The organism is Enterobacter sp. ECC-019 (assembly GCF_043974075.1).
Classification (GTDB): Bacteria; Pseudomonadota; Gammaproteobacteria; order Enterobacterales; family Enterobacteriaceae; genus Enterobacter; species Enterobacter asburiae_D.
Map to the genome: position 1 here is coordinate 1,011,223 of NZ_CP143759.1, position 14,081 is coordinate 1,025,303.

Sequence of the window (14,081 nt, forward strand, 5' to 3'; positions counted from 1 at the left end):
GTTTGGTGCGGTGTGTTAATGATTCATTTCTATTGGTTTCGGCTCAGGCTGGGTCTCTGGCATATTCCCGTAGCGTTTCGCGTACAGCGCGGTGATGATGGGCACCAGAATCGCGGTGACAATCACGCTGGCGGCAACCAGCGCCGTCGCTGAAGCGGCCACCGGTTCGAAGGCCGGGTTAATTTGGGCAATAATCACCGGGTTTGCGACGGCTGCGCCCGCGGCTGAAGAGGCGGCGACGCCGGCCGTGCCGTTTCCTCCTCCGATTACGCGGTCGGCAATAATCAGCGGAATACCGGTGATGACGATCACGGCGACACCCAGCACAATACCCAGCAGGCCGGTATCGAGAATGACCTTCAGGTTGATGGTGTTCCCCAGTGCGAAACCGAAGAACGGGATCAGCACCGGCGTGGCTTTGCTAAAGAAATCACGCAGATCGTGATCGAGATTGCCAAGGGCGAAACCGATCAGGAAGGGCAGGATCGCGCCGACAAAGTGGTGAGGTTCAAACGAGGCCAGGCCAGCAGACCCCAGGATCAGCATCGTCATCAGCGGGCCGGACTCCAGAGACATCAACACAAATGCGCCGGACTCTTCTTTCGTCCCGTACTGGTTCATCAGGCTGGCGTACAATCCGCCGTTGGTCATATCCATCGCCGAGACAATCGCCAGGACCGATAATCCCGCGAAGAACCCGGTCTGAATTCCATCCTCCGGAATGAACATCGCGCATATCATCGCCACCGCCCAGGCTACGGCTATTTTGGTGAGCACCAGCGTGCCGGATTTCCGTATTACAGTACCCGTTGCCCGCAAATTAATGGATGCACCGATACAAAAAAACCAGACGGCAAGAATGGGAACCGTGCCTGTTATCATGCCTTTTGTGAAACCGCCAAAATAAGCTCCGGTATCGGGAGCAAGGGTATTCAGGATCGCGCCCAGTACCAGCGGAACCAGCATCATACCGCCAGGTATGCGTTCTATTGTGGCTTTAATCTTCATGGACAAACCTCACATCGGATCCCGCAGGACGGGTGATAGGTGTTAAAAATTAGTCAATAAATTCAATCAATTGCTCTTTTTACTTGCGGTATTTTTTCGATTACCCTGCAACATAATTAAATGTGTGCTCCCGATTAACCTGATTCAGAAACACCTTAAACGCTGAATTCGGATTTATAATGCGATCATTGGAATAGTGATTCAATGAAAATAAAACATCGTTTTAGTTATCCTTGTCACATATTCAATGTAAAAATTAAGGCCGGATCCTGTTGGTGAGAATTTATGTAAAGCTGATGTGAATTAACGTGGTTTTTTTTCTGTTACGAAACAAATAATGACGCGCGGGAGGATGTTCTTTAGGCGGGTTAAGGAAGTGCGTATTGGCACTCCTTGACAAAAATATGCCTGAGCTGACCGGACGCGAAAATATGTGTGAAGTTGATCACAAATATAAACGCTGGTAGGGTAAAAAGGTCATTAACTGCCCAGGCAGGCGTCAACAGGTTCGGTTGTATCGACGTAAATCGTCAATGTAAGTAAACCTGCTACGCTTGAATAAGGCGATTCGCATGGAGCGGATCCCATGGTTCACAGAACGCAAACTGGACTGTGAAACAGACAGGGCCGAGTCAACGAGGATAGCTATGCTAAGAAGGAAAAAGATTAAACCCATCACGCTTCGCGACGTCACCATTATTGATGACGCAAAGCTGCGTAAAGCCATTACCGCAGCCTCGCTCGGTAATGCGATGGAATGGTTCGATTTTGGTGTCTACGGCTTTGTGGCCTATGCGTTAGGTAAAGTGTTTTTCCCCGGGGCCGATCCCAGCTTGCAGATGATTGCCGCTCTGGGTACGTTCTCCGTTCCCTTCCTGATTCGCCCCCTGGGTGGTCTGTTCTTCGGTATGCTCGGCGATAAATATGGTCGTCAGAAAATCCTTGCCATCACCATCGTCATTATGTCGATCAGTACATTCTGTATCGGCCTTATACCGTCTTACGCCACTATCGGCATTTGGGCACCGATTCTGTTGCTGATTTGTAAGATGGCTCAGGGCTTCTCCGTGGGCGGTGAATATACCGGTGCCTCGATCTTTGTTGCCGAGTATTCCCCAGACCGTAAGCGTGGTTTTATGGGGAGCTGGCTGGACTTTGGCTCGATTGCCGGGTTTGTTATGGGCGCGGGCGTAGTGGTGCTGATTTCAACCGTGGTGGGCGAAGATAACTTCCTCGACTGGGGCTGGCGTATCCCGTTCTTCCTGGCACTGCCGCTGGGGATCATTGGTCTCTACCTGCGTCATGCGCTTGAGGAGACGCCCGCGTTCCAGCAGCACGTCGAAAAACTGGAGCAGGGTGACCGCGAAGGGCTGCAGGATGGTCCGAAGGTGTCGTTCAAAGAGATTGCTACTAAGCACTGGCGCAGCCTGCTGACCTGTATTGGCCTGGTGATTTCGACCAACGTGACCTACTACATGCTGTTGACCTACATGCCGAGCTATCTGTCGCATAACCTGCACTACTCGGAAGATCACGGTGTACTGATTATTATCGCCATCATGGTCGGTATGCTGTTTGTGCAGCCGATTATGGGCCTGTTGAGTGACCGTTTTGGCCGTCGACCGTTCATTATTCTGGGAAGCGTTGCGCTGTTTGCTCTGGCCATTCCGGCATTTATTCTGATCAACAGTAATGTACTGGGGCTGATTTTTGCCGGTCTGCTGCTGCTGGCGGTGATCCTTAACTGCTTTATCGGGGTGATGGCCTCAACGTTGCCCGCGATGTTCCCGACGCATATTCGCTACAGCGCGCTGGCCGCGGCTTTTAACATCTCGGTGCTGATTGCCGGTCTGACCCCGACGCTTGCCGCCTCGCTGGTAGAGAGCACGCAGAACCTGATGATGCCGGCTTATTATCTGATGGTGATCGCGGTGATTGGTTTGATTACCGGTATTACCATGAAGGAGACGGCGAACCGTCCTCTGAAAGGTGCAACGCCTGCGGCGTCTGATATTCAGGAAGCGAAAGAGATCCTGCGTGAGCATTACGATAACGTAGAGCAGAAGATTGAGGATATTGACGCAGAGATTGAAGAGCTGCAGAAAAAACGCTCCCGACTAGTGGACCAGCATCCACGCATCAACGAGTAATAAAAGAAAACCCGCCAACGGCGGGTTTTCTTTTATTAGCATCCAGCAGCGATGTAGTCGCCATTGGCGCTGACGGGGATCACCGTCAGGAACAGCACCGTCGCGAACAGGATCAGGACTATCCCTCCGGCTATTTTGACTGTCGGTACCAGCCATCTTAATGAGGCGCTTTCTCCGAACCAGCTCACCGTGCGCTCGCGGGCGTAGCGTACTGCCAGTGAAAGCCCCACGATAGAAAGCGCGGTTCCTAAAGACATGGTCATGACTGCGGCCACCCCCCAGGTGACAATGCCCAGCGCGTTCGAAAACATCAGAATCATGATCGCCCCGCTGCACGGGCGTGCGCCAATCGCCAGAATCACACCCAGGCGCGTTTTCCAGTCGCCCTGCGTCAGGTTTGCCCCCACGCCATGATGACCGCAGCCACAGTGTTCATCGTGTTGATGAAGCGGCTTGATGGCTGAGATCGTTAACCTGTGTGGACGCAGGCTCTTCAGTGCCTGGTAAATAACAAACGCGCCAAATGCGCCAATAAGCACTGCGCTTATCTTCTCCACGTACCAGCGGCTGGTACTGATATCCCCTGAGGCGAGGTTAAACCCCACCGCCAGAATAAAGACAAACAGAATGGCGCTCACGCCCTGCATCAGGCTACCCAGGAAGGGGACGACCCGGGCGGCCAGCTCGCTTTCCTTATTGGTGGTCAGATAGGTCGTTACAATGAATTTTCCGTGCCCGGGTCCGATGGCGTGAAGGACACCATAAAGGAAAGCCCCCGTTAATAGCCATAATCCGCCGCTGTACTGGTGGTTATTAAGCTGCAGCAGATACATCACCAGATAACGGTGCAGCGTAATTTGTGTGGCGAGACACCACTGGATAAAAGCGTTCCAGTGCGCATGCAGGGTAAAACCGGCAAAGAGGATTGCCAGCAGCATCACTCCTGCTGTAGGGAGACGCCAGTCACGGGCGAGGCGTTGTGTGGTCATGAGGATGGGCCTGCACAGAGGAGAGTATTTGCCGCTAGTATAGTTGATCTTCCCGCTCAATTCGTAGGATCGCATCGCGATCCGCTCATGGCTGTGGATAACTTTGTGTATAAAAGGGTATAAGGCGGGGTTTTGCTGTGGAATGCAGCAGTCAGTCATTTTTCTGTCATTTAGCGGTTGCGGCCTGCTGAGAACTCCCTATAATGCGCCTCCATCGACACGGCGGATGTGAATCACTTCACACAACAAGCGGTTCGGTTGAAGAGAAAAAATCCTGAAATAACGGGTTGACTCTGAAAGAGGAAAGCGTAATATACGCCACCTCGCAACGGTGAGCGAAAGCCGCGTTGCACTGCTCTTTAACAATTTATCAGACAATCTGTGTGGGCACTCAAAGTGACATGGATTCTTAACGTCGCAAGACGAAAAATGAATACCAAGTCTCTGAGTGAACATACGTAATTCATTACGAAGTTTAATTCACGAGCATCAAACTTAAATTGAAGAGTTTGATCATGGCTCAGATTGAACGCTGGCGGCAGGCCTAACACATGCAAGTCGGGCGGTAGCACAGAGAGCTTGCTCTCGGGTGACGAGCGGCGGACGGGTGAGTAATGTCTGGGAAACTGCCTGATGGAGGGGGATAACTACTGGAAACGGTAGCTAATACCGCATAACGTCGCAAGACCAAAGAGGGGGACCTTCGGGCCTCTTGCCATCAGATGTGCCCAGATGGGATTAGCTAGTAGGTGGGGTAACGGCTCACCTAGGCGACGATCCCTAGCTGGTCTGAGAGGATGACCAGCCACACTGGAACTGAGACACGGTCCAGACTCCTACGGGAGGCAGCAGTGGGGAATATTGCACAATGGGCGCAAGCCTGATGCAGCCATGCCGCGTGTATGAAGAAGGCCTTCGGGTTGTAAAGTACTTTCAGCGGGGAGGAAGGCGATAAGGTTAATAACCTTGTCGATTGACGTTACCCGCAGAAGAAGCACCGGCTAACTCCGTGCCAGCAGCCGCGGTAATACGGAGGGTGCAAGCGTTAATCGGAATTACTGGGCGTAAAGCGCACGCAGGCGGTCTGTCAAGTCGGATGTGAAATCCCCGGGCTCAACCTGGGAACTGCATTCGAAACTGGCAGGCTAGAGTCTTGTAGAGGGGGGTAGAATTCCAGGTGTAGCGGTGAAATGCGTAGAGATCTGGAGGAATACCGGTGGCGAAGGCGGCCCCCTGGACAAAGACTGACGCTCAGGTGCGAAAGCGTGGGGAGCAAACAGGATTAGATACCCTGGTAGTCCACGCCGTAAACGATGTCGACTTGGAGGTTGTGCCCTTGAGGCGTGGCTTCCGGAGCTAACGCGTTAAGTCGACCGCCTGGGGAGTACGGCCGCAAGGTTAAAACTCAAATGAATTGACGGGGGCCCGCACAAGCGGTGGAGCATGTGGTTTAATTCGATGCAACGCGAAGAACCTTACCTACTCTTGACATCCAGAGAACTTAGCAGAGATGCTTTGGTGCCTTCGGGAACTCTGAGACAGGTGCTGCATGGCTGTCGTCAGCTCGTGTTGTGAAATGTTGGGTTAAGTCCCGCAACGAGCGCAACCCTTATCCTTTGTTGCCAGCGGTTAGGCCGGGAACTCAAAGGAGACTGCCAGTGATAAACTGGAGGAAGGTGGGGATGACGTCAAGTCATCATGGCCCTTACGAGTAGGGCTACACACGTGCTACAATGGCGCATACAAAGAGAAGCGACCTCGCGAGAGCAAGCGGACCTCATAAAGTGCGTCGTAGTCCGGATTGGAGTCTGCAACTCGACTCCATGAAGTCGGAATCGCTAGTAATCGTAGATCAGAATGCTACGGTGAATACGTTCCCGGGCCTTGTACACACCGCCCGTCACACCATGGGAGTGGGTTGCAAAAGAAGTAGGTAGCTTAACCTTCGGGAGGGCGCTTACCACTTTGTGATTCATGACTGGGGTGAAGTCGTAACAAGGTAACCGTAGGGGAACCTGCGGTTGGATCACCTCCTTACCTTAAAGAACCTGCCTTTGTAGTGCTCACACAGATTGTCTGATGAAAAGTAAATAGCAAGGCGTCTTGCGATTGAGACTTCAGTGTCCCCTTCGTCTAGAGGCCCAGGACACCGCCCTTTCACGGCGGTAACAGGGGTTCGAATCCCCTAGGGGACGCCACTTGCTGGTTCGTGAGTGAAAGTCACCTGCCTTAATATCTCAAAACTCATCTTCGGGTGACGTTTGAGATATTTGCTCTTTAAAAATCTGGATCAAGCTGAAAATTGAAACGACACATCTTTAAGGTGTGTTCGAGTCTCTCAAATTTTCGCAAGTCGGTGATGAATCGAAAGAAACATCTTCGGGTTGTGAGGTTAAGCGACTAAGCGTACACGGTGGATGCCCTGGCAGTCAGAGGCGATGAAGGACGTGCTAATCTGCGAAAAGCGCCGGCGAGGTGATATGAACCTTTGACCCGGCGATGTCCGAATGGGGAAACCCAGTGTGTTCCGACACACTATCGTTAACTGAATACATAGGTTAACGAGGCGAACCGGGGGAACTGAAACATCTAAGTACCCCGAGGAAAAGAAATCAACCGAGATTCCCCCAGTAGCGGCGAGCGAACGGGGAGCAGCCCAGAGTCTGAATCAGCTTGTGTGTTAGTGGAACGGTCTGGAAAGTCCGGCGATACAGGGTGACAGCCCCGTACACGAAAGCACACAGGTTGTGAACTCGAAGAGTAGGGCGGGACACGTGGTATCCTGTCTGAATATGGGGGGACCATCCTCCAAGGCTAAATACTCCTGACTGACCGATAGTGAACCAGTACCGTGAGGGAAAGGCGAAAAGAACCCCGGCGAGGGGAGTGAAAAAGAACCTGAAACCGTGTACGTACAAGCAGTGGGAGCACCTTCGTGGTGTGACTGCGTACCTTTTGTATAATGGGTCAGCGACTTATATTCTGTAGCAAGGTTAACCGTATAGGGGAGCCGAAGGGAAACCGAGTCTTAACTGGGCGTTAAGTTGCAGGGTATAGACCCGAAACCCGGTGATCTAGCCATGGGCAGGTTGAAGGTTGGGTAACACTAACTGGAGGACCGAACCGACTAATGTTGAAAAATTAGCGGATGACTTGTGGCTGGGGGTGAAAGGCCAATCAAACCGGGAGATAGCTGGTTCTCCCCGAAAGCTATTTAGGTAGCGCCTCGTGAACTCATCTTCGGGGGTAGAGCACTGTTTCGGCTAGGGGGCCATCCCGGCTTACCAACCCGATGCAAACTACGAATACCGAAGAATGTTATCACGGGAGACACACGGCGGGTGCTAACGTCCGTCGTGAAGAGGGAAACAACCCAGACCGCCAGCTAAGGTCCCAAAGTCATGGTTAAGTGGGAAACGATGTGGGAAGGCACAGACAGCCAGGATGTTGGCTTAGAAGCAGCCATCATTTAAAGAAAGCGTAATAGCTCACTGGTCGAGTCGGCCTGCGCGGAAGATGTAACGGGGCTAAACCATGCACCGAAGCTGCGGCAGCGACGCGTATGCGTTGTTGGGTAGGGGAGCGTTCTGTAAGCCGTTGAAGGTGTCCTGTGAGGGGTGCTGGAGGTATCAGAAGTGCGAATGCTGACATAAGTAACGATAATGCGGGTGAAAAGCCCGCACGCCGGAAGACCAAGGGTTCCTGTCCAACGTTAATCGGGGCAGGGTGAGTCGACCCCTAAGGCGAGGCCGAAAGGCGTAGTCGATGGGAAACAGGTTAATATTCCTGTACTTGGTGTTACTGCGAAGGGGGGACGGAGAAGGCTATGTTAGCCGGGCGACGGTTGTCCCGGTTTAAGCATGTAGGCGGAGGTTCCAGGTAAATCCGGTACCTTATTAACGCTGAGGTGTGATGACGAGGCACTACGGTGCTGAAGTAACAAATGCCCTGCTTCCAGGAAAAGCCTCTAAGCATCAGGTAACATCAAATCGTACCCCAAACCGACACAGGTGGTCAGGTAGAGAATACCAAGGCGCTTGAGAGAACTCGGGTGAAGGAACTAGGCAAAATGGTGCCGTAACTTCGGGAGAAGGCACGCTGATATGTAGGTGAAGCCCCTGCGGGTGGAGCTGAAATCAGTCGAAGATACCAGCTGGCTGCAACTGTTTATTAAAAACACAGCACTGTGCAAACACGAAAGTGGACGTATACGGTGTGACGCCTGCCCGGTGCCGGAAGGTTAATTGATGGGGTTAGCGGCAACGCGAAGCTCTTGATCGAAGCCCCGGTAAACGGCGGCCGTAACTATAACGGTCCTAAGGTAGCGAAATTCCTTGTCGGGTAAGTTCCGACCTGCACGAATGGCGTAATGATGGCCAGGCTGTCTCCACCCGAGACTCAGTGAAATTGAACTCGCTGTGAAGATGCAGTGTACCCGCGGCAAGACGGAAAGACCCCGTGAACCTTTACTATAGCTTGACACTGAACACTGGTCCTTGATGTGTAGGATAGGTGGGAGGCTTTGAAGCGTGGACGCCAGTCTGCGTGGAGCCGCCCTTGAAATACCACCCTTTAATGGCTGGTGTTCTAACGTAGACCCGTAATCCGGGTTGCGGACAGTGTCTGGTGGGTAGTTTGACTGGGGCGGTCTCCTCCCAAAGAGTAACGGAGGAGCACGAAGGTTAGCTAATCCTGGTCGGACATCAGGAGGTTAGTGCAATGGCATAAGCTAGCTTGACTGCGAGAGTGACGGCTCGAGCAGGTGCGAAAGCAGGTCATAGTGATCCGGTGGTTCTGAATGGAAGGGCCATCGCTCAACGGATAAAAGGTACTCCGGGGATAACAGGCTGATACCGCCCAAGAGTTCATATCGACGGCGGTGTTTGGCACCTCGATGTCGGCTCATCACATCCTGGGGCTGAAGTAGGTCCCAAGGGTATGGCTGTTCGCCATTTAAAGTGGTACGCGAGCTGGGTTTAGAACGTCGTGAGACAGTTCGGTCCCTATCTGCCGTGGGCGCTGGAGAATTGAGGGGGGCTGCTCCTAGTACGAGAGGACCGGAGTGGACGCATCACTGGTGTTCGGGTTGTCATGCCAATGGCATTGCCCGGTAGCTAAATGCGGAAAAGATAAGTGCTGAAAGCATCTAAGCACGAAACTTGCCCCGAGATGAGTTCTCCCTGACCCTTTAAGGGTCCTGAAGGAACGTTGAAGACTACGACGTTGATAGGTCGGGTGTGTAAGCGCAGCGATGCGTTGAGCTAACCGATACTAATGAACCGTGAGGCTTAACCTTACAACGCCGAAGCTGTTTCGGCGAAGAGACAGAAGATTTTCAGCTTTGATACAGATTTAACAGAATTTGCCTGGCGGCTTTAGCGCGGTGGTCCCACCTGACCCCATGCCGAACTCAGAAGTGAAACGCCGTAGCGCCGATGGTAGTGTGGGGTCTCCCCATGTGAGAGTAGGGAACTGCCAGGCATCAATTAGAAGAACCCCGTACCGTAAGGTGCGGGGTTTTTTGCATTGTGCGTGAGAAATCATGCCAAATGGCTTTGTAGGCCCGGTAAGCGCAGCGCCACCGGGCAGGCCAGGCCGCACGATCTTACTGGAAAGAGATACAGGAATATAAAAACAGGGAAGGTTTTGATAAACGCAGAAAAGCAAAAACCCAGCCATAGGCTGGGTTCTTTAAATAGTGGTGCCCGGACTCGGAATCGAACCAAGGACACGGGGATTTTCAATCCCCTGCTCTACCGACTGAGCTATCCGGGCAACGGAGCGCATTAAACCGCAATCACGCTCGAGCGTCAACATTATTTCGGGAAAAGCTGTTCAACTGCTTAAGTTTACGGCAATCTGGCGGTTTACGCGCCGAATACGTCTAATTTAACAGGTTCGCTTACGTCAACGCCCCGCCCATACGGCACTGAGCAAAGCGCAGAATATCTTCCGCCAGTCGGTGCGCCGTATCCACATCGGCCTGGCTACGGTTCACCAGCATGCGGCTCAGGCAACCTTCCAGCACCAGCTCCATCTGCTTCGCCACCATCGCCGGATCATCGACTTCCAGCGTGGTCAGCAGCTCGTGAGTGAAGTCATGCGCAGCCCGTTTTTGCTGCTCCGCCAACTGGTGGATAGGATGGCCTGGGTCGGGAAAATAAGTGCAGGCAGCGATGAACAGACAGCCCGGGTACCGGTTGTTGCTGACACATTCCGTCAGGGCGGTATAGCGCGCCAGCAGTTTTTGTTCCGCAGTCAGTTCTTCATTCAGCATCAGTTGCCTGCGCCAGACATCAACCTGCTGGCTGAGATAGCGCAGGGCATCATAAACGAGCGCCTCTTTATCCGGCCAGAAGCGCTTAAGATCATCCACGGGGTAATCGATACGGTCGGCTACCATCTCAAGCGTGGTGCTGGCGATCCCTTGAATCTCAAGTAGTTGCAGGGCTTGTCCCAGTACGTCTTCACGTTGCACGGTTATCTCCTCCGCTATTCCCAACGGTTTGTCCCGTTTAAAGTGTTGTTTACGGTTGGCGATTGCGCAAATGCGTGTTAAATGCCGCTGCATCCATAAACCCGGTTACACGCTGTTCTGGCTGCTCCTGGCCCTGTTGATTGAAGAACAGAATGGTTGGCAGCCCGAGCACGTTAAGCTGCTTCAGCAGAGCCTTATCCTGCGCATTATTAGCGGTCACGTTCGCCTGGAGCAAAACGGTCTCTTTCAGGGCGCGTTGCACCTGTGGATCGCTAAAGGTATATTTTTCAAACTCTTTGCAGGCGACACACCAGTCGGCATAGAGATCGAGCATCACCGGTTTGTCTTTTGCCTCTGCAAGGGCGCTGTTGAGTTCATCCACGTTTTTAATCTGGGTGAAGTTCAGATGCGCCTGTGTCTGACCCATCGGTGTGCCGAACGCCCAGTCCTGCAGAGGGCGTACGCTCACCAACGCGGCAGCCAGCAGCAGGATTTGCACCAGGCGCATCCATGGCTTTTTCGTCCCCAGGCTGACGATAAACGCCCAGGCAAAGAATGTTACGCCGAGCATCGCCCACAGGCGCAAGCCCCAGACGTCACCGATGATACGCTCAAGGAGGAACACCGGCAGCGCCAGAATCACAAAGCCAAACGCGGTTTTCACCGTCTCCATCCACGGGCCGCTCTTCGGCAGCAGTCGATTGCCGAAAACCGTGACCAGAATCAGCGGCAGGCCCATGCCCAGGGCATACAGGTACAACGTTCCGCCGCCGAGCCACATATTGCCGCTCTGGGCGATATAGAGCAGGATGGCGCTCAGCGGTGCGGTGGTGCAAGGGGAACAAATCAAGCCGGCGATGGCTCCCATCGCGAATACCCCACTCGCCGAGCCACCCTGCTGGCGGTTACTCATCAGCGTTAAGCGAGTCTGCAGAGCCGACGGTAACTGCAGGGTAAACAGGCCGAACATCGACAGTGCCAGCAGGATGAAGACCACCGACAAGCCAATAAGGACGAAAGGATGCTGCAGTGCGGCCTGGAACTGTAACCCGGCAGCGGCAACCACAAGGCCAAGGGCTGTGTAGGTCAACGCCATGCCCTGCACATAAATAAAGGCCAACAGCAGGGCGCGTGCGGTGGAAAGCCGTTGCTTACCGCCCAGCACGATGCCAGAGATGAGCGGATACATCGGCAGCACGCACGGCGTAAAGGCAATGCCGATACCGATCAGCAAGGCCCAAAGCGCTGAGAACGGAAGATCTGTCCGCTCTTCGTTTGTCTCGCCCGAGGGGAGAGGGGTAAAGGCGGCGGCAGCCTTAACTTCGCTGAGCGGAACGACCTTCGTTTCCGGTGGATAGCAGAATCCGGCGTCCGCGCACCCCTGATAGGTTACCGTCAACGTCGCGCCTTTATCTGCCTGATTCACCGTGACGGGGACGCTTAAGCGCTGGCGGTAGATTTCACTCTTGCCGTAGAACTCGTCCTCGTGCCACTCGCCAGCGGGCAACTGTAATGCGCCCACGTTTGCCTGGGCAGGGGTAATGCTCACCTGCTTGCGATAGAGGTAATAGCCCTCTTTCACCTGCCAGGTAAGATTGAGATCGTGCTGGTTTTGCTGAAAATCGAAAACAAACGCCTGGTCGGCAGGGATGAAGTTCGAACGGCCGGGCGCGTCAAACAACCCGGCAAAAGCTGATGTGCTGCACAGCAGCAGGATCAGCGTAAAGAAGCGTTGAGCCATGAGAGATAGTCGTTATCGCCATGAACCACGGGCAAGACCAGCAGTTCCGGGGTTTGGTAAGGATGATGAGATTTGAGGCAGTCCAGGAGTGCCTGCTGATTCGCCAGATTAGTTTTGAGCAACATCTGGACTTCGTACTCCTGCTCCAGCTTGCCTTCCCAGTAATAAAGGGAGGTGGCACCGGGGAGGAGCGTCACGCAGGCAGCCAGTTTTTCGGCCAGCACTTTGGCGGCGAGATCCTGGGCAGAGGCTTCATCAGGGGCGGTACACAGTACGACAACAGCATCAGGCGTGTTCACAAGTCGACCTCCTCATCACGAAAGGTTTCACTATATCACGCAAGGCGGTTGGTCATTAATGAAACGGGCCGCAGAGCGGCCCGATTTTAACTATTTTTACAACCACTCACCGTTTACAGCACCACGCCGCCAATGATAAAGCCGAGGATCACGCAAAGTGAAATGGCGACCACGCCCGGGATCAGGAACGCATGGTTAAACACATACTTACCGATACGGGTTGAACCGGTGTCGTCCATCTCCACCGCCGCCAGCAAGGTTGGGTAGGTTGGCAGAACGAACAGGGCAGATACCGCCGCGAAAGAGGCAATCGCCGTCAGCGGGGTAACGCCCAGCATCAGTGCCGCAGGCATCAGCGCTTTGGTGGTCGCCGCCTGGGAGTAAAGCAGGGTAGCGGCAAAGAACAGCACCACAGCCAGCAGCCACGGGTAGTTGTGCAGCAGGTCGCCTGCTACAGTCTGAATGTCGCTGATGTGCGCTTTCACGAAGGTATCACCAAGCCAGGCTACGCCGAGGACGCACACGCAGGCGCTCATACCGGATTTGAAGGTGCTGGCGTTCAGCACTTCGCTGGTGTCAATTTTACAGGTGATGCTAATCAGCGTCGCGATGGTTAGCATAAACACCACAATCGCTTCGTTACGCGGCAGGACCGGGTTCTGGATCAGGCCCACGGTATCGCTGATAGCGGTTGCGTAGAACATGACGGCGACAATGCCAATCAGGAACAGCAGCACGGAGCGTTTCGCATGCGGTTTCAGTTCGAAGACCTGGCTGCCGCGCAGTTTCACTTCACCCTTGGCCAGGCGTTCCTGATAAACCGGATCGTCTTTCAGTTCGGCACCGAGGAAGTTACACAGCACGGCAGTAATCATCACCGCAATCAGCGTCACCGGGATACAGATCGCCAGCAGCGTCAGATAGCTCACGCCCATCGGCTCAAGGATTCCGGCGAAGAAGACCACCGCAGCGGAAATCGGCGAGGCGGTAATCGCAATCTGGGACGCGACGACGGCAATAGAGAGCGGACGAGACGGACGGATACCCTGCTCTTTCGCCACTTCGGTAATCACCGGCAGCGTAGAGAAGGCGGTGTGGCCCGTACCGGCGAGAATGGTCATAAACCAGGTCACCAGCGGGGCAAGGAAGGTGATGTATTTTGGATGGCGGCGCAGCATACGCTCCGCCAGGCTCACCAGGTAGTCCATACCGCCTGCCACCTGCATGGCGGCGATAGCGGCAATAACTGCCATGATGATTTCGATAACGTCAAACGGGATTGCGCCGGGTTTAATCTGAAAGATAAGGGTAAGAACGAGCACCCCGAGACCGCCAGCAAAACCGATGCCGATACCCCCGAGTCTTGCTCCCAAATAAATCGCCAACAAGACGATGACGAGTTCTGCTCCAAACATA

The 14,081-nt window shown here is 53.8% G+C and carries 7 protein-coding genes, 2 tRNA genes and 3 rRNA genes; 5 read left to right on the forward strand and 7 right to left on the reverse strand.

The genetic code is table 11. From position 1 onward, the window contains the following. Positions 1 to 15: 15 nt before the first annotated feature. On the reverse strand, positions 16 to 1,008 hold the full coding sequence (gene kdgT, locus V1566_RS04700; RefSeq protein WP_395305205.1) for a 2-keto-3-deoxygluconate transporter: 993 nt from the start codon (positions 1,006 to 1,008) through the stop codon (positions 16 to 18). Positions 1,009 to 1,655: 647 nt separating this feature from the next. Here kdgT and proP point away from each other — a divergent pair. Then, positions 1,656 to 3,158 (forward strand): glycine betaine/L-proline transporter ProP, encoded by a 1,503-nt coding sequence (gene proP / locus V1566_RS04705; protein ID WP_047345547.1) that lies wholly within the window; start codon positions 1,656 to 1,658, stop codon positions 3,156 to 3,158. Between the two features lie 35 nt (positions 3,159 to 3,193). Here proP and V1566_RS04710 read toward each other — a convergent pair whose 3' ends face one another. Further along, on the reverse strand, positions 3,194 to 4,147 hold the full coding sequence (locus V1566_RS04710) for a nickel/cobalt transporter (RefSeq protein WP_395305206.1): 954 nt from the start codon (positions 4,145 to 4,147) through the stop codon (positions 3,194 to 3,196). Positions 4,148 to 4,644: 497 nt separating this feature from the next. Between V1566_RS04710 and V1566_RS04715 the strand changes: the two genes are divergently transcribed. From V1566_RS04715 to rrf, 4 genes are all read left to right on the forward strand, one after another. Further along, positions 4,645 to 6,184, forward strand: a 16S ribosomal RNA gene (locus V1566_RS04715). Between the two features lie 85 nt (positions 6,185 to 6,269). Beyond that, positions 6,270 to 6,345: transfer RNA gene (locus tag V1566_RS04720), tRNA-Glu, on the forward strand. A 192-nt stretch (positions 6,346 to 6,537) separates the two neighbouring features. Further along, a 23S ribosomal RNA gene (locus tag V1566_RS04725) occupies positions 6,538 to 9,443 on the forward strand. 69 nt (positions 9,444 to 9,512) lie between these two features. Further along, positions 9,513 to 9,628, forward strand: a 5S ribosomal RNA gene (rrf, locus tag V1566_RS04730). The 16S, 23S and 5S rRNA genes sit together here with 1 tRNA gene alongside, the layout of an rRNA operon. Before the next feature lie 218 nt (positions 9,629 to 9,846). Here the strand turns inward: rrf and V1566_RS04735 are convergent. The 5 genes from V1566_RS04735 to V1566_RS04755 form a co-directional block, all read right to left on the reverse strand. Then, positions 9,847 to 9,922, reverse strand: a tRNA-Phe gene (locus V1566_RS04735). A gap of 127 nt (positions 9,923 to 10,049) precedes the next feature. Continuing rightward, the gene (locus tag V1566_RS04740; protein WP_395305207.1) at positions 10,050 to 10,625 is read right to left on the reverse strand and encodes a transcriptional regulator; all 576 of its coding nucleotides are present in this window, start codon (positions 10,623 to 10,625) and stop codon (positions 10,050 to 10,052) included. A gap of 49 nt (positions 10,626 to 10,674) precedes the next feature. Next, positions 10,675 to 12,366, reverse strand: coding sequence for a protein-disulfide reductase DsbD (locus tag V1566_RS04745; RefSeq protein WP_395305208.1), 1,692 nt, complete (start codon positions 12,364 to 12,366; stop codon positions 10,675 to 10,677). After that, positions 12,342 to 12,665 carry a divalent cation tolerance protein CutA gene (cutA, locus tag V1566_RS04750; RefSeq protein ID WP_014168278.1) on the reverse strand — a complete coding sequence of 108 codons (324 nt, stop codon included), beginning with the start codon at positions 12,663 to 12,665 and terminating at the stop codon, positions 12,342 to 12,344. The genes V1566_RS04745 and cutA overlap by 25 nt, the downstream gene beginning before the upstream one ends. A gap of 113 nt (positions 12,666 to 12,778) precedes the next feature. Next, entirely contained in the window at positions 12,779 to 14,080 is a 1,302-nt protein-coding gene (locus V1566_RS04755; protein WP_032662382.1) for an anaerobic C4-dicarboxylate transporter, read from the reverse strand. Between the last annotated feature and the right edge of the window lies 1 nt (position 14,081).

What these genes read in the sequence shown, in the direction of transcription:
- kdgT (WP_395305205.1), bottom strand. Translation starts at nt 1,008, where the DNA reads ATGAAGATTAAAGCCACAATAGAACGCATACCTGGCGGTATGATGCTG.
- proP (WP_047345547.1), top strand. Translation starts at nt 1,656, where the DNA reads ATGCTAAGAAGGAAAAAGATTAAACCCATCACGCTTCGCGACGTCACC.
- V1566_RS04710 (WP_395305206.1), bottom strand. Translation starts at nt 4,147, where the DNA reads ATGACCACACAACGCCTCGCCCGTGACTGGCGTCTCCCTACAGCAGGA.
- V1566_RS04745 (WP_395305208.1), bottom strand. Translation starts at nt 12,366, where the DNA reads ATGGCTCAACGCTTCTTTACGCTGATCCTGCTGCTGTGCAGCACATCA.
- V1566_RS04755 (WP_032662382.1), bottom strand. Translation starts at nt 14,080, where the DNA reads ATGTTTGGAGCAGAACTCGTCATCGTCTTGTTGGCGATTTATTTGGGA.